This is a genomic window from Vibrio sp. 10N.247.310.23 (genome assembly GCF_041467155.1).
Taxonomy (GTDB): domain Bacteria; phylum Pseudomonadota; class Gammaproteobacteria; order Enterobacterales; family Vibrionaceae; genus Vibrio; species Vibrio crassostreae_C.
The window spans coordinates 1-19,165 of record NZ_JBFSTZ010000017.1 but is presented as its reverse complement, the minus strand read 5'-3'; the positions used below and the strand labels follow the sequence as shown (position 1 = coordinate 19,165).

17 protein-coding genes are annotated in these 19,165 nt (G+C 43.9%); 12 read left to right on the top strand and 5 right to left on the bottom strand.

Annotated features, from left to right (window positions below):
* Window positions 1-180: 180 nt before the first annotated feature.
* The 3 genes from bamE to nadK all read right to left on the bottom strand — a co-directional run bounded on the left by bamE (window position 181) and on the right by nadK (window position 3,549).
* Window positions 181-540 (bottom strand): outer membrane protein assembly factor BamE, encoded by a 360-nt coding sequence (gene bamE / locus AB6D93_RS14055; protein WP_010438918.1) that lies wholly within the window; start codon window positions 538-540, stop codon window positions 181-183.
* Between the two features lie 167 nt (window positions 541-707).
* Entirely contained in the window at window positions 708-2,372 is a 1,665-nt protein-coding gene (gene recN / locus AB6D93_RS14050) for a DNA repair protein RecN (protein WP_102333753.1), read from the bottom strand.
* Window positions 2,373-2,664: 292 nt separating this feature from the next.
* Window positions 2,665-3,549 carry an NAD(+) kinase gene (gene nadK, locus AB6D93_RS14045; protein ID WP_017066747.1) on the bottom strand — a complete coding sequence of 295 codons (885 nt, stop codon included), beginning with the start codon at window positions 3,547-3,549 and terminating at the stop codon, window positions 2,665-2,667.
* 143 nt (window positions 3,550-3,692) lie between these two features.
* Between nadK and grpE the strand changes: the two genes are divergently transcribed.
* The 5 genes from grpE to dnaJ all read left to right on the top strand — a co-directional run bounded on the left by grpE (window position 3,693) and on the right by dnaJ (window position 10,964).
* Window positions 3,693-4,274, top strand: coding sequence for a nucleotide exchange factor GrpE (gene grpE, locus AB6D93_RS14040; protein ID WP_017069543.1), 582 nt, complete (start codon window positions 3,693-3,695; stop codon window positions 4,272-4,274).
* A gap of 388 nt (window positions 4,275-4,662) precedes the next feature.
* The gene (locus tag AB6D93_RS14035; protein WP_102333754.1) at window positions 4,663-5,937 is read left to right on the top strand and encodes a dicarboxylate/amino acid:cation symporter; all 1,275 of its coding nucleotides are present in this window, start codon (window positions 4,663-4,665) and stop codon (window positions 5,935-5,937) included.
* Window positions 5,938-6,193: 256 nt separating this feature from the next.
* A complete protein-coding gene (locus tag AB6D93_RS14030; RefSeq protein ID WP_017059866.1) occupies window positions 6,194-7,231 on the top strand; it encodes a polysaccharide lyase family 7 protein in 1,038 nt (345 codons plus the stop codon).
* Window positions 7,232-7,617: 386 nt separating this feature from the next.
* Window positions 7,618-9,531 (top strand): molecular chaperone DnaK, encoded by a 1,914-nt coding sequence (dnaK, locus tag AB6D93_RS14025; protein WP_017067645.1) that lies wholly within the window; start codon window positions 7,618-7,620, stop codon window positions 9,529-9,531.
* Window positions 9,532-9,815: 284 nt separating this feature from the next.
* The gene (gene dnaJ / locus AB6D93_RS14020) at window positions 9,816-10,964 is read left to right on the top strand and encodes a molecular chaperone DnaJ (protein WP_102333755.1); all 1,149 of its coding nucleotides are present in this window, start codon (window positions 9,816-9,818) and stop codon (window positions 10,962-10,964) included.
* A 186-nt stretch (window positions 10,965-11,150) separates the two neighbouring features.
* On the opposite strand, the gene AB6D93_RS14015 is transcribed toward dnaJ, so the two are convergent.
* Window positions 11,151-11,582 carry a type IV pilin protein gene (locus AB6D93_RS14015; protein WP_102320238.1) on the bottom strand — a complete coding sequence of 144 codons (432 nt, stop codon included), beginning with the start codon at window positions 11,580-11,582 and terminating at the stop codon, window positions 11,151-11,153.
* Between the two features lie 102 nt (window positions 11,583-11,684).
* Between AB6D93_RS14015 and AB6D93_RS14010 the strand changes: the two genes are divergently transcribed.
* The 7 genes from AB6D93_RS14010 to tadA all read left to right on the top strand — a co-directional run bounded on the left by AB6D93_RS14010 (window position 11,685) and on the right by tadA (window position 18,591).
* Window positions 11,685-12,191 carry a GspH/FimT family pseudopilin gene (locus AB6D93_RS14010; protein WP_102333756.1) on the top strand — a complete coding sequence of 169 codons (507 nt, stop codon included), beginning with the start codon at window positions 11,685-11,687 and terminating at the stop codon, window positions 12,189-12,191.
* Window positions 12,172-12,804, top strand: a complete 633-nt coding sequence (locus AB6D93_RS14005; RefSeq protein ID WP_102333757.1) for a PilW family protein — start codon at window positions 12,172-12,174, stop codon at window positions 12,802-12,804. The genes AB6D93_RS14010 and AB6D93_RS14005 overlap by 20 nt, the downstream gene beginning before the upstream one ends.
* On the top strand, window positions 12,801-14,105 hold the full coding sequence (locus AB6D93_RS14000; RefSeq protein ID WP_017062784.1) for a hypothetical protein: 1,305 nt from the start codon (window positions 12,801-12,803) through the stop codon (window positions 14,103-14,105). Before AB6D93_RS14005 ends, AB6D93_RS14000 begins: the two co-directional genes overlap by 4 nt.
* Entirely contained in the window at window positions 14,095-14,544 is a 450-nt protein-coding gene (locus tag AB6D93_RS13995; protein ID WP_017062783.1) for a prepilin-type N-terminal cleavage/methylation domain-containing protein, read from the top strand. Before AB6D93_RS14000 ends, AB6D93_RS13995 begins: the two co-directional genes overlap by 11 nt.
* 298 nt (window positions 14,545-14,842) lie before the next feature.
* On the top strand, window positions 14,843-16,405 hold the full coding sequence (locus AB6D93_RS13990; RefSeq protein ID WP_017059875.1) for an AbgT family transporter: 1,563 nt from the start codon (window positions 14,843-14,845) through the stop codon (window positions 16,403-16,405).
* Between the two features lie 214 nt (window positions 16,406-16,619).
* On the top strand, window positions 16,620-17,900 hold the full coding sequence (locus AB6D93_RS13985; protein WP_102333758.1) for a hemolysin family protein: 1,281 nt from the start codon (window positions 16,620-16,622) through the stop codon (window positions 17,898-17,900).
* Window positions 17,901-17,985: 85 nt separating this feature from the next.
* Window positions 17,986-18,591: a tRNA adenosine(34) deaminase TadA gene (gene tadA, locus AB6D93_RS13980; RefSeq protein WP_032545688.1), complete on the top strand. Its 606-nt coding sequence runs from the start codon at window positions 17,986-17,988 to the stop codon at window positions 18,589-18,591.
* Window positions 18,592-18,652: 61 nt separating this feature from the next.
* Here tadA and AB6D93_RS13975 read toward each other — a convergent pair whose 3' ends face one another.
* On the bottom strand, window positions 18,653-18,784 hold the full coding sequence (locus tag AB6D93_RS13975; RefSeq protein ID WP_017059878.1) for a hypothetical protein: 132 nt from the start codon (window positions 18,782-18,784) through the stop codon (window positions 18,653-18,655).
* Window positions 18,785-19,165 lie beyond the last annotated feature (381 nt).

Genomic DNA, 19,165 nt, shown 5'->3' with positions numbered 1-19,165 from the left:
GAAGAGAGCTCGCTATATTGGCGAGCTTTTTTGTGCCTGTTGGTTAGACAACGCAGCTAATTTGTTAGCAGATATTAAAAAGCCTGCTCATGTGAGCAGGCTTTTGCGATTCTTGCTTTGTCGACGGATAGTTTTGTCGACTGATAGCTTTATCGGCCGAGAGCTTTGTTGACTGGAAAGCTAGCGAAGGCTTTCGAAGAATTCATCACTGGCTTCAAAATCACCATTGATCGTCACTAAGGTGCCCGTTGCATCAAAGTTAACAACAAGATTTTTTTGAATCGAGTCTTCATGGCCTTTTGTGTGGTGGTAAATGTAGTACCACGTATCTGGGTAGCCATTTTCGATAAGCATAGGTGAGCCCATAACGTAACGAACTTGTGTTTTTGTCATGCCAAACTTGAGCTGATCGACAGCTTCCTGTTCAACATAGTTACCCTGATTGATGTCAATTCGATAAACCAACTTCTCTAATAGAGAGCAACCGGTCAACATTGTTAGTGCAAGTGGAACTGCAACTAACCACTTTTTAATTCGCATAGTTTGAGATCTTTCTTCGCTAAAATACTGCCTGATAATAAACAAGCTCCAGCAAGAAGTAAAAAGCTCCTTGCGCTTTGAGCTTGTTATGACTGGCAATTTTGAATTAAGTTGCAAAATTGCCAAGAATTTTCGGTAAATTATCAGAAAGTTGCTGAATATGTAACCTATGCTGCGATTAATAACTCTTTTGCATTGGCAAGCGTCGATTCGGTAATCTGGCTGCCACCAAGCAGTCGAGCAAGCTCTGAAACGCGTTGTTGCTCATCAAGCGTGTGCATTTGAGTCTCGGTTTTACCTGATTTCGTGTTCTTCGCTACAAAAAGTTGTTGGTGACCGCAACCGGCAACTTGAGGTAAGTGAGTCACGCACATAACTTGTGTCGATTCGCCCAGCTTACGTAGCATTTTTCCGACAACCGCAGCGGTTGGTCCACTGATACCCACATCGACTTCATCGAAAATCAGGCTTGGTGTATCCACTTTTTGCGCTGTGATCACCTGAATCGCCAGTGAGATTCGTGATAACTCACCACCAGAGGCCACTTTCGCAATCGGCTGCATTGGTTGGCCTGGGTTGGTCGAAACAATGAAGGTCACGTTATCCATACCCAATGGAGAAGGGTGTGTGTTGGTGTTGTTCACTTCAATGGCAAACTGCGCTTTTTCCATGCTCAGTTCGTGCATGCTTTGCGTGATCAGCTTGTTGAGCTCTTTTGCGTAACGAGTTCGAGATTTATGAAGCTTCTCTGATTTAGCAACGAACGATTGGTATTGGTTTTCTACCTCGTTGGCCAGTTCTTCCAATTTTTCATCAGAGCAATCAAGCGCTTCAACTTGTTGTAGTAAGTCTTGATGGTGCTTATACAGCTCTTCAGGTAACACGTGGTGTTTACGAGACATCGACATCACTTTAGAGAAACGCTCCTCAACGTAAGCCATACGACCGGGATCAACATCAATGCTGTCTAGGTAGGTTCTTAACTCGTTGTTGGTCTCTTCGATCTGAATAATGGCTTCAGAAAGCAAGTTCGGTAACTCGGCCAATCTTTCATCTAGCTCAGCTAACTGAATTAAGGAGTTATTGGCCGATTGCAGAATACCAAGCGCATTAACTTCTTCACCTTCATAAATAAGCTCGATAGCTTGCTGACAGGTTGCGGCCAGTTCTCCGCTATTGGAGAGGCGCTTATGCTCTTGTTCGAGGTCTTCATATTCTTCCTCCCCAATAGACAGTTCATTTAACTCTTTGATTTGGTATTCAAGAAGTTGTTTTTGAGCTTGGTTTTGCTGGCTATTCTCACGTAACTCTTTTAAGTGGTTATCCGCTTGTCGCCATGCTTGGTAAGCATTACGTGTCGATTTCAATAGGTTCAAGTGGCCTGCGTATTGATCAAGCATGGCCATTTGATAATCGCTTTTCATCAACTGGTGATGCGCGTGTTGACCATGGATGTTGATCAACAGTTGTCCAAGTGATTTCAATTGCGAAAGAGGGACAGGGCTACCGTTGATGAATGCACGAGAACGACCTTCTTTTGAGATGGTTCTGCGCAGGATGCACTCACTGCCATCAAGCAATTCGTTGTCTTCTAACCAGCGGGTTGCATGCAGATTGTTCTCAAGTAAAAAAGCGGCACTGACTTCGGTTTTTTCTTCACCTTGTCGAACCATTCCTGCATCGGATCTTCCCCCAAGACATAAGCCTAAAGCATCGATAGCGATAGATTTACCCGCACCAGTTTCCCCGGTGATTGTTGTCATGCCTTTAGATAGTTCTAGCTGTAAAGACTTAACAATAGCGAAATTATTAACACTTAAATGAGCCAGCATTTTTATTTACCTGTATAACTGAACAATACTGTATATAAGTTCAGTATATACTGTTTCTTTATACAGTAAAGTCGACAGGTGAAAATTTTTTGCGACCGTTATCAGAATTGAGGTTGTTCGTAGATCACTGAAACCGCTATAGATTCCCAACTCAGTCGTTCCTCCCTCTTGGGAGTGGAGGTATAAGGAACTGCAGAGAAGCTAGAGCCGACGGGCTTTTACTGGCAATAAAAAGGCTGACGAATGTCGTCAGCCTTTCAAATTTTCGGTTACCACTGGAGCGTTTATTCTTTTAGAACAGCTTACTCGACCAACCTAGTTTGTTACGTAGAACATGGTAGTAGTTGTAGTCTTTAGGATGGATCAACTTAAGTACATTCGGGCTTTGGTAAATGTGGATCTCATCGCCAGGAGAAACCGGTAGCGAGATTTGACCATCGCAGCTCACTTCCTGAGTTCCACGGTTATCAGGCGATACGATAAGCTTAATACGACGCTTGCCATCCACCACAAGTGGGCGGCTTGAAAGGGTGTGCGGGAACATTGGCACGAGTGAGATAGCATTTAGGCTTGATGACAGGATAGGGCCGCCGCCAGAAAGCGAGTAGGCGGTAGAACCTGTCGGTGTTGAGACGATTAAGCCATCAGAGCGCTGTGAGAAGGCGAAGCTGTCATCGATATATACTTCGAACTCGATCATGTGAGCAACTTGGCCGGGGTGCAGTACAGCCTCATTAAGGGCTGCATTGTGGCTTTTTATCTGGCCGTGACGATGAATTTCCGTTTCAAGTAAGAAGCGCTCTTCTTCCATGAACTCGCCTTTGAGTACATCAGTCAACGCGCTCTGGAAGTTTTCAGGGTTGAGATCGGTTAGGAAACCAAGATTGCCTCGGTTAACACCAATCACTGAAATGTCGAAACGTGACAAGATTCTAGCGGCACCGAGCATATTTCCGTCACCACCGACCACAATAGCGAGATCGGCGCGTTTACCTAATTCAATCAGGCTAGAAAAATGTTCTTTTGGGATGTCGTCCAAAATAGTGGCGAGTCTGTCATCAACAAACACTTGATAACCCTCAGCACTTAACCACTGATAGAGCTCTCTATGAGTCTGAATTGCTTGCTGATCTCGAGGTTTTCCGATAATGGCGATGACTTCAAATGGCTTTTTCATAACGTTTCCAAACGAATTAGGCTTGAATCAAAATTCTTCATCCCCATAATAAAGGCAAGTTGAACGTCTATGCGAGTGTTTTATATCAATTTGGGGCGCAAACACGCCTGTCACTTGCATTGAAAACGAATTCTGGAGATATCATGAGCAACGAAGAAAACAAAGTAACCGAAGCAGAGCTAGATCAGATCATCGCTGAAGCTGAGAAAGTTGAAGAAGCTGAACTGAATGAAGACGCTGCTGATGAGCAGGAAGCAAAAATCGCTCAACTGGAAGCTGCACTGCTTTCTAGTGAATCTAAAGTGAAAGAGCAGCAAGATTCTGTTCTTCGCGCGAAAGCTGAAGTTGAAAACATGCGTCGCCGTAGCGAACAAGAAATTGATAAAGCGCGTAAATTCGCTTTGAACAAGTTTGCTGAAGGTCTGCTTCCTGTAATCGACAACCTAGAGCGTGCAATGCAAGCAGCAGACGCTGAAAACGAAGTGGTTAAGCCACTGTATGAAGGTGTTGAGCTAACGCACAAAACGTTCGTAGACACAGTTGCTAAGTTTGGTCTTAAAGAGATCAACCCTGAAGGTGAAGCGTTCAACCCTGAATTCCACCAAGCGATGTCTATTCAAGAAAGCCCAGATCACGAATCGAACACGGTTATGTTTGTGATGCAAAAAGGCTACGAACTAAACGGTCGTGTGGTTCGCCCAGCGATGGTTATGGTTGCTAAGTAATGACGAATTACGTTGCCAAGTGATTGACTGGTGCATTGACTGAGTTAGTCGCAGCGACAAAATAAATCACTGGTTTGCGTAAAATAAAAAGAGAGGTATAGGCCTCTCTTTTTTTGTGCCTATAACTTGAGAGTCCACGTAAATAAGCATCAAAACCGCATTAAGAATGTCGTTCTTTTTATTTCATTCAGATCAGCGATTTAGAGTTTTGTGTTATGAAACTTGTTGTGATTGAGTAAATGTTTTGATGTCACATTTGTGATGTTTTTGTAAATAAATACTTTTAATTGTTATCTTTGTATGTAAAATCCACTGCCATATGGCGATTTTGGTCGCATATATAACTATAAAAGTACAAATTTCAAACACAACAAACTGGAGAAGAACGATGGATAAATCGCTCTCAAGTAAAATTTTTGTAGGCTTGTTCGCCGGTCTACTTATTGGTACTGCTATTCAGTACCTATTCAGCGGTATTGCTATTTTTGATACGTATCTACTTGGCGCTGCCGAAGGTGCTGGTGGTATGTTCGTATCACTTATCAAATTGCTTGTAGTTCCTCTTGTTTACGTATCTATTGTTTGCGGTATCGTTGAGCTAAAAGATATTCGTTCATTTGGTCGTCTTGGTGGTAAAACCTTTGGTCTTTACATTATTAACACCATCATCGCGATTTCTGCAGCGCTAACGATTGGTCTTATTTTCCAACCGGGTGCTGGTGCGAATCTAGCGGGTACAGTTTCTGAGACAATTGCGCTTACAACAACTGAAACGCCAGATATCTTCTCTCTTGTTGTTAATATCGTTCCTAGCAACCCTGTAGAAGCATTTGCAAGTGGAGACATGCTACAAATCATCTTCATGGCAATTTTGACAGGTCTTGCTATTCAAGCGCTTGATTCTCGTGGTGGCCCAGCTATCAAGACATTCAAGATGGCTAACGAGATCATGATGAAGCTTATCGGCCTAGTAATGAGCCTTGCGCCATACGGTGTATTTGCTCTGATGATTCAACTAGGTGCAACACTTGATGCAAACACGTTAATGTCAGTTGCTGGCTATGTAGCGCTTGTTGTAGCGATGCTTGTGTTCTGGATCTTCTTCTTCTACCCAATGATGGTTGGTTCATTCACTGGTATTTCTCCAAAGCAGTTCCTACGTGCAACTCGTGAGCAAATCCTTTTCTCACTATCGACTGCAAGCTCGAACGCGACGATTCCAGTAACAATGCGTACTCTGACGGACAAACTAAACGTATCTAAGTCAGTGGCAGGTTTCGGTGTACCACTAGGTGCAACAATGAACATGTCTGGTGTATCTATCTACATCGCACTAGCAACTATGTTCGTAGCAAACGCATTCGGTCAGCCAATCAACACTGCTGATATCTTTACTCTAGGTCTAACTATCTTGCTACTTTCTATCGGTGCTGGTGGTGTTCCTGGTGGTGGTGTGGTTATGGTCGGTGTTCTATTGCACCAACTAGGTTTGCCACCAGAAGGTCTAGCGATTGTTGCTGCTGTTGACCGTATCTGTGACATGTTCTGTACTTCTTCTAACGTTGTTGGTGATACTGCGGTTAACACTATCGTAGCGAAATCTGAAAACGAAATCGGCGTTGAAGCTAACGAAGAAGCTGAGCTAAAGAAAGCAGAAGCATAATTCTTAATTAAGATTCGATAATTAGAAGCCCCGCTCAATGAGAGCGGGGCTTTTTTGTTTCTGATGATAAGTGCTTTGGGCTATCTGATAACTTAGCTAAAAAGATCTTTGATTGGTGTTAAGTCTCATTTTTTCTTTTTACTCGTGCCGAATTGGCCATCAGTTTTCAATCTTTAATATAGATCACATATAATAATACAATATTATTTTATTGTTCTGACAACCTACATTATGACGACATAAAGGAAACCCAATAATGAAGCTGTCTTACCTTAGCCTACTGACTGCCAGCCTTTTAGCCGCTCCCGCTCTTGCTTCTAATCACGATATTGGTCAACAGTTCAATCTTGACCCTGCAAAAGCACCAGCACAAAACTTCGATTTATCTAAATGGAAAATTAACTTACCGGAGCTGACGACTGAAGGGTCTAGAAAAGGTAAAACGCTGGAGATTGGTAAAAAGGAACTGTCGAATGTAGACACGCCTTACGTTCACCCTAAATGGTTCTACACGGATGCCGAGTCTGGTGCGATGGTGTTTGTGGCTCCGAATACAGCTCCAACGACGCCAAACAGTAAAAACACGCGTAGTGAGCTAAGAGCGATGCTAGCGGATAGCTACTCTGCGCCGAGCAACAACTTCGCGATTTCAAGCCATAAGAACGCGGAAGAGTTTGGCTCTATCGGTGGCCAGATGACGGCAACACTTTCTGTTGATCAGGTGAGCACCAGCGGTAACTATAAGAAAACCGGTGCATTCTCTGTGGTTATTGGTCAAATCCATGGGTCGGATAATGAACCTCTGAAAATTGTTTACCGCAAGTTGCCAGAACATGAGCATGGTTCGTTAACGTGGAACTATGAGTTAAACCCGCCGACAGAGATGAAAAACGCGAAGGATGAAAACGGAAAGAAACTTCGTAAAGACATTCGCCATGATGTATTTGGTCAATACAATCTGAAAAAAGGCAGCTCGGACCCTGCTGATGGCATCAAGCTAGGTGAAGTGTTCTCATACGATGTGAATATCAAAGATAACATCATGCACTTAACCTTTACTAAGAATCCAAACTCAGCCGATCCTATTGTGAAGACGTATGATGTTGATTTGGCTAAGGGTAAGTATCAGGGGCATGATATCGACCTTGGTTATGGACAGGACTGGATGTACTTCAAGGCGGGCGCATACAATCAATGCAACACTAAGAAGTCGAGCTCAGCCTGTGAATGGCGTGGTATGGAAGCGGGTGATTACACTCAAGCGAGCTTCTACCAGTTAGTGCTCAACCAATAATATGGCTGAATCAGTCACCATTTGAACAATATTTAACTGATTAATATCTATTTGAAAAAGACCTTCCACATGAAGGTCTTTTTTTATGGCATCTGGAATAGGGTTGAGGTTTCAATGTGGCGACAAATGCGAGAGTTTCTCAACATTGGAGCCTTAATTGGCAAGGGATCGGTCACTTTTTACCTTTATGTAAAAAGATACGGGAAAAAATAGATTTTTTTTACTTATTCCCTTGAAAACCAGTTTGCAGCCCTTATCTATGGTGCATACGAAAGCAAATTACATTTGCACTTTAATTTTGTGTATTAGGGTTGATTCCCTGATTACCACCCCCACATATGTGGGTATAGCAAAAACTTAATAGAAAATATTTCGGAGATGGCCTGATGGGTAAAATCATTGGTATTGATTTAGGTACTACTAACTCTTGTGTTGCTGTTCTTGACGGCGACAAACCACGCGTAATTGAAAATGCTGAAGGCGAACGCACAACAGCATCAGTAATCGCATACACAGAAGGCGAAACGCTAGTTGGTCAACCTGCAAAACGTCAAGCTGTTACTAACCCTCAAAACACACTGTTCGCTATCAAGCGTCTAATCGGTCGTCGTTTTGAAGATGAAGAAGTTCAACGCGATATCGAAATCATGCCTTTCAACATTGTTAAGGCTGACAACGGTGATGCATGGGTTGAAGCGCAAGGCCAAAAAATGGCTGCTCCTCAAGTATCTGCTGAAGTTCTTAAGAAAATGAAGAAAACAGCTGAAGACTTCCTAGGCGAAGAAGTAACTGGCGCAGTAGTAACTGTTCCTGCTTACTTCAACGATGCTCAACGTCAAGCAACGAAAGATGCTGGCCGTATCGCTGGTCTAGATGTTAAACGTATCATCAACGAACCAACTGCTGCTGCTCTAGCTTACGGCCTAGACAAGCAAGGTGGTGATCGCACTATCGCTGTATACGACCTTGGTGGTGGTACATTCGATATCTCTATCATCGAAATCGATGAAGTAGAAGGCGAGAAGACTTTCGAAGTTCTTTCAACTAACGGTGACACTCACCTTGGTGGTGAAGATTTCGATAACCGCATGATCAACTACCTAGTAGATGAGTTCAAGAAAGAGCAAGGTATCGACCTTAAAGCTGATCCACTAGCAATGCAGCGTGTTAAAGAAGCAGCAGAAAAAGCGAAAATCGAGCTTTCTTCTACTACTCAAACTGACGTAAACCTACCTTACGTTACTGCTGATGCGACTGGTCCTAAGCACATGAACATCAAAGTGACTCGTGCGAAGCTTGAGTCTCTAGTTGAAGACCTAGTTCAACGTTCTCTTGAGCCACTAAAAGTTGCTCTAGCGGATGCTGACCTATCTGTAGGCGAAATCACTGACGTTATCCTAGTTGGTGGTCAAACTCGTATGCCTATGGTTCAAGCTAAAGTAACTGAATTCTTCGGTAAAGAGCCACGTAAAGACGTGAACCCTGACGAAGCTGTTGCAATGGGTGCTGCTGTTCAAGGTGGTGTACTAGCGGGTGACGTTAAAGACGTTCTACTACTAGACGTTACTCCTCTATCTTTCGGTATCGAAACGATGGGCGGCGTGATGACTAAGCTTATCGAGAAAAACACAACTATCCCTACTAAAGCGGATCAAGTGTTCTCTACAGCTGAAGACAACCAAAACGCAGTAACTATCCACGTTCTTCAAGGTGAGCGTAAGCAAGCGACTTACAACAAGTCTCTTGGTCAGTTCAACCTAGAAGGTATCCAACCAGCACCACGTGGCATGCCACAAATCGAAGTAACATTCGACCTAGATGCTGATGGTATCCTGAACGTATCTGCTAAAGATAAAGCAACAGGTAAAGAGCAGAAGATCACTATCCAAGCATCAGGCGGCCTGTCTGAGGAAGAGATCGAAGCAATGGTACAAGAAGCAGAAGCTAACAAAGAAGCGGACAAAAAGTTCGAAGAGCTAGTAACTGCACGTAACCAAGCTGACCAAATGATTCACGGCACTAAGAAGCAAGTAGAAGAAGCTGGTGAAGCTTTACCTGCAGACGAGAAAGCTAAAATCGAAGCGGCTATCACTGCACTAGAAGAAGTTAAGTCTGGTAACGATAAAGAAGCTATCGACGCTAAAGTTCAAGAACTTATGCAAGCAGCTCAAAAGCTAATGGAAATTGCTCAACAGAAAGCTCAAGCTGAACAAGCTGGTGCTGACGCTGGTGAACAACCTAAGCAAGACGACGATGTTGTAGACGCTGAGTTTGAAGAAGTTAAAGAAGACAAAAAATAATTTCGTCGCAGAGTAGCCTGATTTCGTTATCGGAAGTGTCCACCTACTAACGTAGGCTCCGCGCTTCCACTTAGGACTCAAGCTATCTGCTTAGAAATTTGTCTCAAAGACTTATTATTGCGGGCGTCAGAGGTAACTCTCACGCCCGTAAATTTGTATTTAGACTTGTCGATCTAGATAATAGCTTTATTCGGCATTTCAGCCGGCAGAACTTTTATCTAGATTGATACACAGACTACTGAAGTGATCATTCGGTAGTAGCAATTATTTTGGTGACCTAGAACATGTCAAAACGTGATTTTTACGAAGTATTAGGCGTAAGCCGCGATGCATCAGAGCGCGATATTAAAAAAGCGTACAAACGCTTAGCGATGAAATTCCACCCGGACCGTAACCAGGGTGATGAGACCGCAGCAGATAAGTTTAAAGAAGTAAAAGTAGCGTACGAGATCCTAACCGATTCTCAAAAGAAAGCAGCTTACGACCAATACGGTCATGCAGCCTTTGAACAAGGTGGCATGGGCGGCGGCGGTGGTTTCGGCGGCGGTGGCCAAGGTGACTTCGGCGATATCTTCGGTGACGTATTTGGCGACATCTTCGGCGGCGGTCGTCGTGGTGGCGGTCAACAGCGTGCACAACGTGGTTCAGATCTACGTTACAACATGGAACTTTCTCTAGAAGAAGCGGTTCGTGGTGTTTCTAAAGAAATCGAAGTACCAACACTTGTAGAGTGTGATACGTGTGACGGCAGCGGCGCGAAAGCGGGTTCTTCTGCACAAACGTGTGGCACTTGTCATGGCCACGGCCAGGTACAAATGCGCCAAGGTTTCTTTGCGGTTCAACAGACTTGTCCTACTTGTAACGGTAAAGGCAAGATCATCAAAGACCCATGTAACTCATGTCATGGTCAAGGTCGCAAACAGAAGACTAAAACGCTTAACGTTAAGATCCCTGCTGGTGTTGATACTGGCGACCGTATTCGTCTATCTGGCGAAGGTGAAGCGGGAGAGCAGGGCGCTCCAGCTGGCGACTTGTACGTACAAGTTCACGTAAAAGAGCACAACATCTTTGAGCGTGACGGCAACAACCTTTACTGCGAAGTACCAGTTAGTTTCACCATGGCAGCATTAGGTGGTGAAGTTGAAGTTCCGACATTGGATGGCCGTGTAAACCTTAAGGTGCCAGAAGAGACACAAACGGGCCGTATGTTCCGTATGCGTGGCAAAGGCGTTAAAGGCGTTCGTGGCGGCGGTGTGGGTGATCTAATCGTTAAGCTAGTGGTTGAAACACCGGTTAAGCTAAGCTCTCGTCAAAAAGAACTACTGCGTGAGTTCGAAGAAACATGCTGTGGCGAAGCAGCAAGCAAACATAAGCCAAAATCTGAAGGTTTCTTCAGCGGTGTTAAAAACTTCTTCGATGACCTAACTAAGTAATCAATTTATTGATGTCTTAGGTTATTGATGCCTTGAGTTTTTAATGATTTAAGTTATTGATAAAGTTGGAAAAGCCTGCTCGTTTAGCAGGCTTTTTTGTATCTGTAGATCAGGGGAAAAGAAGCTCGAGAAGAAAGAGTCGAGATTTATCAGATAAATTCTAGAGCCCTTTGGTGGTTGCTCTTGTTACTTCCAACACGTTTCTGGCTCCGAAATGCCCGAGTGGTGCAATTCCAACTTATCGGTATTCGAGTCAAAACATTCATCATTTACTTGCTGCGAAAGCGGTTCCGCTTGAATTGAATAGGTGGTGCTACTCGCAGAGATCGCTAGCGTGTATCGGCTAGTATCGGTATCGCAAAACAAGCATGTCCCTCCTGAAATAATATTCTCCGCTGCCGACGCATAGTTCCCTGTGTATAGAGTTTCTATCTCCAGTTGCATCTTGGTTAAGTCGGCCATCGCTGTAACTCGATGTGCCTTGATAACATGGTTGGTATAACTTGGATACGCAATGGCGCCGAGTATCCCCACGATGGCGACAGCGATCAATAATTCGATCAATGTCATTCCTCTAATGCTTAAGTTGTTGTTGTTGCATATATTTCTTCGAATCATCGCGAGTAGTTTCCTTTCATATCTCTGCCCATTTTTCTCTGGTGGTAGCATCGGTGCAAGATTAAATGCAGTTGCGCATTGAGTTACATAGGAATTTGGGAAATGACTCGCGGGTTTACTTTATTAGAGCTGTTAGTAACGGTATCGGTACTGTCGATACTGATAGCGACGGCTGCCCCGAGTTTTAGTTCGGTTACTGAAACCGTCAAGATGCAGCGACTCGCCGGAGAGTTGAATGGTTTTCTCATTCAGGCCAAGTCTGAATCGGTCAAAAGGAATCAAGATCTGTGGGTACATTTCTCTATGGATAAAAATGAGGTGCAATCAACCGGAGAGTGGACTGTAAGGTTAAAGCCTACTGAAGACCTTTCTGGTGAAACGTTACTGATGTTGTCAGGCGAACCGTTTCGAGATGTCTCGTTTTCCCATAATTACACAGGTGCAAGAATCAGTTTTGAGAGTGTAAGGGGAAGGCCAGCCAGAGGGACGATTTATCTTTCTCCAAACACAGCGTCCACAGACAGATTGTTGGTTAAATTATCCAGCCCTCCTGGGCGAATTAAGGTGTGCGGTGAGTCGAGTGCGCAATATGGCTATGATGCGTGTTAGACCGATTGTGGTAGCGCCTACTAAACAGCAAGGCACATCATTAATTGAGTTAATGGTGGCGTCTGTGATTGGTGTGTTTGCGATTTCGATTATTGGCAGTGTCTTTATAACAGGGCAGAGAATTGCCAAAGACAAAGGCATTGAATTATTGCTGCTACAAAATCTAACCAGCACCATGCAGGTCATGAAAGAGGATATCCAACGAGCGGGTTACGATGGTTCAAACGGTTACTCAATCAAGTTGTCTGGCGCGAGTAACACCATCCAAGTGAGTGGCGGTGTGGCGGTGGGTTTTGTTTACTTCCGAGAGGGCTCAAGCGCAAGTAAAGAACATCGAAATATCGTTTACAGAAAAAATGGAACCAAACTGCAAATATGTGAGAAGGGCACCACTGTATCGGAGGCAATTCCTACATTTCATGAGGTTACTGGATGTTACTCACTGTTCGATGACAACCTCATTGATGTTGATGAGTTCAGCATTAATTCCCAAGTATTGGAGCAGAATTCTATCAAGAGCACGCTCACTGATATCAGTATTACAGCGTCAATCCCAACCGCAGGTGTTTCCAAATCTGTTTCGGTTTCCGTTAAGCAGAGGAACTGGCAATGATGATATTTAAAAAGCAGCGTGGTGTGGTGACGTTATTGATTACGTCAGTGCTTTTAATTGGTGCTTTAGTGGTGACATTAGGCACGTATCGCAGTGTATTCCATCAAATTAAAGTCGCACAGAATGAAGTGCAGGGCAGACAAGAACACTGGCGATCGGAAGGAGGCTTGGAGTGTGGCTTCACTTACATCGCTGAAAATGATCTGACAGCTATTCCCAATGATTTAATGGATTATTGTCAGCAGTCGAAAGTCGTTACGTTGGGATCAGAAGCACTCACGCCAAATATATTGGTGTCGAGTTCTGAGTCTTTATCGCTGAACAAAGAGATTAGTTTTGTAGACGCTTCGGGATTAGGAGTAATGCAAACCAATTCGAGTTTAGAATTTATTTCTGATCACAATATCGATATTAATCCTGATATTGCTCTTACTGCTGTTGATGGTATTAACGAGTGTGTATCGGTTCGATTTTTAGATAGTGTTATCTATAAGCAAAAGGGAGGAGGACGTTTGAAGACCATTACTCCAGAGTCACCTCCTTTTTCTACGTTTGAGTCTTGCCAACAAACCACCAATATTAGCAATGATGCAACCATCGACTCCGTTGGGGCGCTGCCTTCAAACTCTTTTCAATCAGATTTCAAATTCGATCCGGATATCGATACGTTCTCTAATTATTTTGGCGTGCCAAAGACGTCAGAGAACATTGACCAAATTAAGCTTGATTATCATGTTATAGACCTTATTGATCGGACAGTTGTCCCCCCTAAGCATATTGACTTGGTTGATGGTGAATATGAAGGAAATAAGTGTAGCAAAGCCATTAATGATGCCTTTTCAAGTGGGGAGAATAAGGTATGGGTTATAGGTGATTGCGTCGTTTATTCACCTGCGATTAATGTAGTTGAACCTATCCCAGGGGTTATTACGCCTCGCTCTTTAGTGATTCAGGACGGCATCGTTGCGAATGGTAACGCGAGCGTATTTGACGGGGCTTTTTATCATCTAAATGATATGACCGTATTCGATAACACTAACTCTCCCGATACTGATACCGACCTACTGAGTGGTTTGTGGGCTAAAGTTCCAGATACAATTCCTATTACTGATTTAGTACAGAGTAATTCGGTTTATATTGGATTTGCTTCTTTTTTCCCTAAAGGAGGGATGTTCTTTGATTCCGTTGGTGGGTTATCGACAATTCAGGGTTCAATCAATTTGGATTATACCGGTGAATACAACCCTCATAGCACTCCTTTAAAAGCGAAGTGGAAGCGAGGATCATGGAATGATTTCTAAGAACTCAGGTTTTAGCTTGATAGAGGTTCTTATCTCTTTTCTGTTGATTGGCGTTGCCTCACTAGGGCTGGTTAAATTACAGGTCTACGCTGAACAAAAATCGGATTTTGCGCTCCACAGCGTAGAGGCGCTGCATTTTGCTGAAAGGCAGATGGAGTATTATCGAACTCGGGCGTCTAATGCGAGTGGGGCGGTAGGTTTAATTCCTTTTTCAGAACTAAATCAGGCGAGTCATTGTCTCAACACAGCAAGTTCAGATCCTTTATCCGGTTTGTCGGGGTCTGCCTATGCCATGACTTGTGAAGTGACTAATGCAAACGGTGCTCTGTCTAGCGCATTAAAAAGCATTACTGTCACAATTGCATGGCAAGATCGTATGAACCACGCACAAAGTATTTACCTCGAAACTATGCTCTCCAAATACAGTGAATTTGATTGATCTATTAAGCAAACGTTTACTGCATGCCAAGGCCTACGCATCCCCTTTACTGATAGTTTTCACTCCTCGGACATTGTTTACGTGCCAGTTAAAACTCTGTATATGGAATGGTGTTTTTTGTGTTTTTATATTGTTGCTGTTGTACAGTATTTTTGCAAAATATGTCTCCATTTATGGAAAATGATGTGGAACCTTGTGCTTTTTAACAGCGACTTTAATAGAATATGTGCTGTACCAATAGGCCGTGGTCAAAACTTATATTAGGCCTAAACAAAACAACATCACATATGGAGTTACAATGAGTAACCAAGCCGTAAAAAAAGCACCATCGACTGAGAAGATCAGTGGTATGGACCGCTTTCTAAACTTCATTGAACGCGCCGGCAACAAAATTCCAGATCCAGCAATCCTGTTCTTCTGGGCTCTAGTTATTGTATGGGTAGCATCTGCACTTTTATCGAATCTTTCATTCGACTTAATCAACCCTCAAACGGGTGCTGCTCTTGAAGTAAACAACCTACTAACTGGTGAAGCGCTTGCTAGCTTCCTAGCGAATATGGTTACCACGTTCACAGGCTTCGCACCTCTAGGCATCGTACTTGTTGCTATGCTAGGTGTTGGCGTTGCAGACTCTTCAGGCTTCATTACGACTGGCCTTAAGAAGATGCTTAACTTCACGCCAGCTAAGCTACTAACGCCGATGCTAATCTTGGTTGCTATCGTGTCTCACACAGCAGCTGATGCAGGTTACGTTCTAGTAATCCCTCTTGGCGGTATCATCTTCCACGCTGCGGGTCGTCACCCTCTAGCGGGTATTGCAGCAGCGTTTGCTGGTGTATCAGGTGGTTTCTCAGCGAACTTTATCCCTTCAGGTATTGATCCGCTACTAGCTGGTTTCACTCAAACAGCGGCAAACGTTCTTGACCCTGCATATGTGATCAACCCTCTAGCGAACATCTTCTTTACTGGTTTGTCTTCAATTCTAATTGTGGCAATTGGTTGGTACGTTACAGAGAAAATTATCGAGCCTCGTCTTGCTAATACGCCTGTAGATGAAGATGCAGAACAAGCACCTGATCTAGGTACGTTCACAGCCATTGAATCTAAAGCATTCAAATTCGCTGGTTGGGCAATGGTTGCCGGTATTGGTCTGCTTATCGCGGCTCTAATGCCTGAAAACTCAGCACTTCGTTCACCTGAAGGCGAATTAACGGCGTTCTCAGCACCAGTGATGAAGTCTATTGTTCCTCTGATCTTCATCCTGTTTATTATTCCGGGTATCGTCTACGGCCGTGTAGCGGGTACATTCAAGAATAGTAATGATGTTATCAAAGCAATGTCTGAGACGATGGCAACGATGGGCGCATACATTGTAATGTCGTTCTTCTGTGCTCAGTTCCTATCTGCATTCGCTCAATCAAACATCGGTACTATGTTGGCACTTTACGGTGCTGAAGGCTTGAAAGCGATGGACCTTCCAGGTGAAGCAACGGTTGTTGGTATGATTCTACTAACGGCTGCAGTTAACCTTCTTGTTGGTTCTGCTTCAGCTAAGTGGGCACTGATTGGTCCTATCCTAGTTCCAATGCTAATGGTTGTGGGTATCTCTCCTGAGCTATCTCAAGCGGCTTACCGTGTAGGTGACTCAGTGTCTAACATCATCTCTCCACTAATGGTGTTCTTCCCACTGGTTGTTGTTTACTGTCAGCGCTACGTTAAGTCGACAGGTATCGGTACTCTAGCTTCTCTAATGATGCCATTCTCGATTGCGATGTTAATCGGTTGGTCTATCTTCTTGCTAGCTTACTGGGCTCTTGGTATCCCACTAGGTATCCAAGCACCTTACACTTACACAATGTAAGATTGAACTAAGCAAAACTAAGCTTTATTCATTGCTAAGCCCGCACCGAAATGTGCGGGCTTTTTTTCGCTATTTTTTCCGTTTTTTATATCCAAGGTTTTTATATCCAAAACTTTCTATATCCAAAGCTTTTTATATTCAAAATAAAGGCACTCAGCTTATACTCCGGATTACGGCTAATTGTTGGCCGGTAAATTTAGGAAATCCAAGCCACATGAAAATTCTGCTTTTAGTAGGGTTAATTGTTTTAAATGGTCTGTTTGCCATGTCTGAGATTGCATTGGTAGCAGCAAAAAATAGTCGGCTGAAACGCTTAGCCGAAAAACACCGCTCCGCTCAGGTTGCTCTTGATCTCAAAGAAAACCCAACCCGCTTCCTCTCTACAATCCAAATCGGTATCACGGTAATCGGCCTACTCAGCGGGATTGTGGGTGTATCGGCTCCACTAGCCGTTCAACTTGAACTGTGGGGACTAGACCCAACACAAGCGAACATCTTGTCTACTGCGGTTGTGGTGGTAGGTATTACTTATTTCGCTATCGTTGTCGGTGAGTTGGTACCAAAGCGTTTTGCTCAGTCTCAAGCTGAAAACATTGCTGTGTTAGTCGCGCTGCCAATCTTCTGGTTATCTAAAATCGCGACGCCGTTTGTGTTTGCGTTGTCGGCTTCAACGGAAGGTATTCTTAAGTTGATGGGCCGAGGCGGTGAAGAAGATAGCGTTACCGAAGATGATATCCATGCACTTGTGAAAGAGGGCTCAGAATCGGGTGTGATTGAACGCGGCGAACAAGAGATGATTCGTAATATCTTGCAGCTTGATGATCGTCTTGTGAGCTCATTGATGACTCCGCGTCGAGACATCGACTTTCTGGATGTCGACCAACCCGTTGAGCAGATATTAAAGAAACTGCGTTCATCAAAACACAGTGTGTTTCCATTGTGCCAAGATCACCTCAATAAAGTGGTGGGTACAGTGTCAGCCAAAGCCTTGCTGAATCAGGCGGGCAATCTAAGCATTCAAGTGATCATGGGGCTGTCTCGCTCGCCGATCTATGTTCCAGAATCGATGAAAGCTCTGCGTCTACTTGGCTACTTTAAAGAGTCGGGCACCGAGATGGCATTCATTGTCGACGAGTATGGCGATGTTCAAGGTCTTGTGACTCATTACGATATTCTTGAGGCGATTGCTGGCGAGCTATCGAATAATCCGAACGATCTTTGGACCGAGCAAGTGGAAGACGGTTTGTTGGTGGATGGATTGATTCCTATCAGTGAACTGAAGAACCGTTTAGAGCTATCGGATTTTGAGGGCGAAAGCGAGAGCTTCCAAACGTTGAATGGCCTTGTGACTTGGTTAATAGGGCGCTTACCGGATGCAGGCGAAGTTGTTCAATACCAGCAGTGGCAGTTTGAAATTATCTCTGTTGAGAATAACCGTATTGTGAGCATCAAAGCGACGCCAATAGCCGATGACATAGAAGACGCTAATAGCTAACAGTTCGACCAACCAGCAAGCGGCAATGGTTCATTGTCTCTTGTTGTCTTAACCTCTTTATTGTTCATTATCACGAAGATTAGGTATGCTTCACCGCATACCTATTTTCGTTTTTATCCTTTGTTTTCTGGAGTTCCCTTTGTCAGACCATCAATTCACCCCTCAAGATGAAATCTTCATGCGACGCGCCATTGAGGTAGCTAAGCAAGCAGAGAGCGAGGGAGAGGTTCCAGTGGGTGCGGTATTAGTGAAAGATGGGCAGATTATCTCTGAAGGATGGAACCGTTCGATTGGCAGCCACGATGCAACGGCACACGCAGAAATTGAAACCTTGCGTAAAGCCGGTCAAACCTTAGAAAACTATCGGCTACTCGATACCACTTTATATGTCACGCTAGAGCCTTGCCCAATGTGCGCAGGTGCCTTGCTACACAGCCGAGTAAAGCGCATTGTGTTTGGTGCTCCAGACTTAAAAGCAGGCGCTGCAGGTACAGTGTTGAATTTGTTTGAAAGCCAGGCCTCATACCACTATGCCGACGTTGAACATGGTTTGTTAGAGGAAGAGTGCCGTGAGCAATTACAAGCGTTTTTCAAGCGTCGTAGAAAAGAGATAAAAGAGAAGCGAAAGCAAGAACGTCTGTTGGAAGAGCAGCGTTTAGAAGCAGAGATGAAGGCTGGCAATAAGAAATAGCAGCGTACTTTCGGCACTCTCTATCGCAAGAGTGCCAAGCAAACTGACTGAGTAACTACATTTACTCAGCAATCATCTGCATGAAAGCGCGATTGCGCCAAATGATCTTCTTCTTATTATTTGAAAGCATACGCTTACGACGGTTTGCAGCAACGGTCTTATCAAGGCGTTTCGATTTCAGTTTCTTCATCATTTCAATGATTTCCTATTTGTCGTCTGACTTTTTAGTTTGGACTAACGATTTAATTATAGTGTTATTCGTTTGCTTGGCCTGTCGCACGCTTGGCTTAAATAGAAGAGCAGTTCTAGTCTAAAGCCAGCATTGCAGTGCAACAGAGCATAATCTTGATTGTGGTGTGCCGTTATAAGGTTCGATTGTTACTGCAATATGACACTCTAGATCTCATCATCATTTTCTTGCCTGCTTCCCTTACCCCGTAGTGACGAAAGAAGAGTCGAAAAAAGACAATAAAAAAGAGCAATGCTAGATGGCATTGCTCTTTTGGGTTTTACTGTGAAGGCTCAGAACTGCTTACTGTCGACTGAGCTGCGCTGATACTCGATTCAGCACCTG

What these genes read in the sequence shown, in the direction of transcription:
- dnaJ (WP_102333755.1), top strand. Translation starts at nt 9,816, where the DNA reads ATGTCAAAACGTGATTTTTACGAAGTATTAGGCGTAAGCCGCGATGCA.
- AB6D93_RS13985 (WP_102333758.1), top strand. Translation starts at nt 16,620, where the DNA reads ATGAAAATTCTGCTTTTAGTAGGGTTAATTGTTTTAAATGGTCTGTTT.
- tadA (WP_032545688.1), top strand. Translation starts at nt 17,986, where the DNA reads ATGCTTCACCGCATACCTATTTTCGTTTTTATCCTTTGTTTTCTGGAG.
- AB6D93_RS14005 (WP_102333757.1), top strand. Translation starts at nt 12,172, where the DNA reads ATGGCTATGATGCGTGTTAGACCGATTGTGGTAGCGCCTACTAAACAG.
- AB6D93_RS13990 (WP_017059875.1), top strand. Translation starts at nt 14,843, where the DNA reads ATGAGTAACCAAGCCGTAAAAAAAGCACCATCGACTGAGAAGATCAGT.
- grpE (WP_017069543.1), top strand. Translation starts at nt 3,693, where the DNA reads ATGAGCAACGAAGAAAACAAAGTAACCGAAGCAGAGCTAGATCAGATC.
- AB6D93_RS13975 (WP_017059878.1), bottom strand. Translation starts at nt 18,784, where the DNA reads ATGATGAAGAAACTGAAATCGAAACGCCTTGATAAGACCGTTGCTGCA.
- AB6D93_RS14035 (WP_102333754.1), top strand. Translation starts at nt 4,663, where the DNA reads ATGGATAAATCGCTCTCAAGTAAAATTTTTGTAGGCTTGTTCGCCGGT.
- AB6D93_RS14015 (WP_102320238.1), bottom strand. Translation starts at nt 11,582, where the DNA reads ATGATTCGAAGAAATATATGCAACAACAACAACTTAAGCATTAGAGGA.
- AB6D93_RS14030 (WP_017059866.1), top strand. Translation starts at nt 6,194, where the DNA reads ATGAAGCTGTCTTACCTTAGCCTACTGACTGCCAGCCTTTTAGCCGCT.
- AB6D93_RS13995 (WP_017062783.1), top strand. Translation starts at nt 14,095, where the DNA reads ATGATTTCTAAGAACTCAGGTTTTAGCTTGATAGAGGTTCTTATCTCT.
- AB6D93_RS14010 (WP_102333756.1), top strand. Translation starts at nt 11,685, where the DNA reads ATGACTCGCGGGTTTACTTTATTAGAGCTGTTAGTAACGGTATCGGTA.
- dnaK (WP_017067645.1), top strand. Translation starts at nt 7,618, where the DNA reads ATGGGTAAAATCATTGGTATTGATTTAGGTACTACTAACTCTTGTGTT.
- nadK (WP_017066747.1), bottom strand. Translation starts at nt 3,549, where the DNA reads ATGAAAAAGCCATTTGAAGTCATCGCCATTATCGGAAAACCTCGAGAT.
- recN (WP_102333753.1), bottom strand. Translation starts at nt 2,372, where the DNA reads ATGCTGGCTCATTTAAGTGTTAATAATTTCGCTATTGTTAAGTCTTTA.
- bamE (WP_010438918.1), bottom strand. Translation starts at nt 540, where the DNA reads ATGCGAATTAAAAAGTGGTTAGTTGCAGTTCCACTTGCACTAACAATG.
- AB6D93_RS14000 (WP_017062784.1), top strand. Translation starts at nt 12,801, where the DNA reads ATGATGATATTTAAAAAGCAGCGTGGTGTGGTGACGTTATTGATTACG.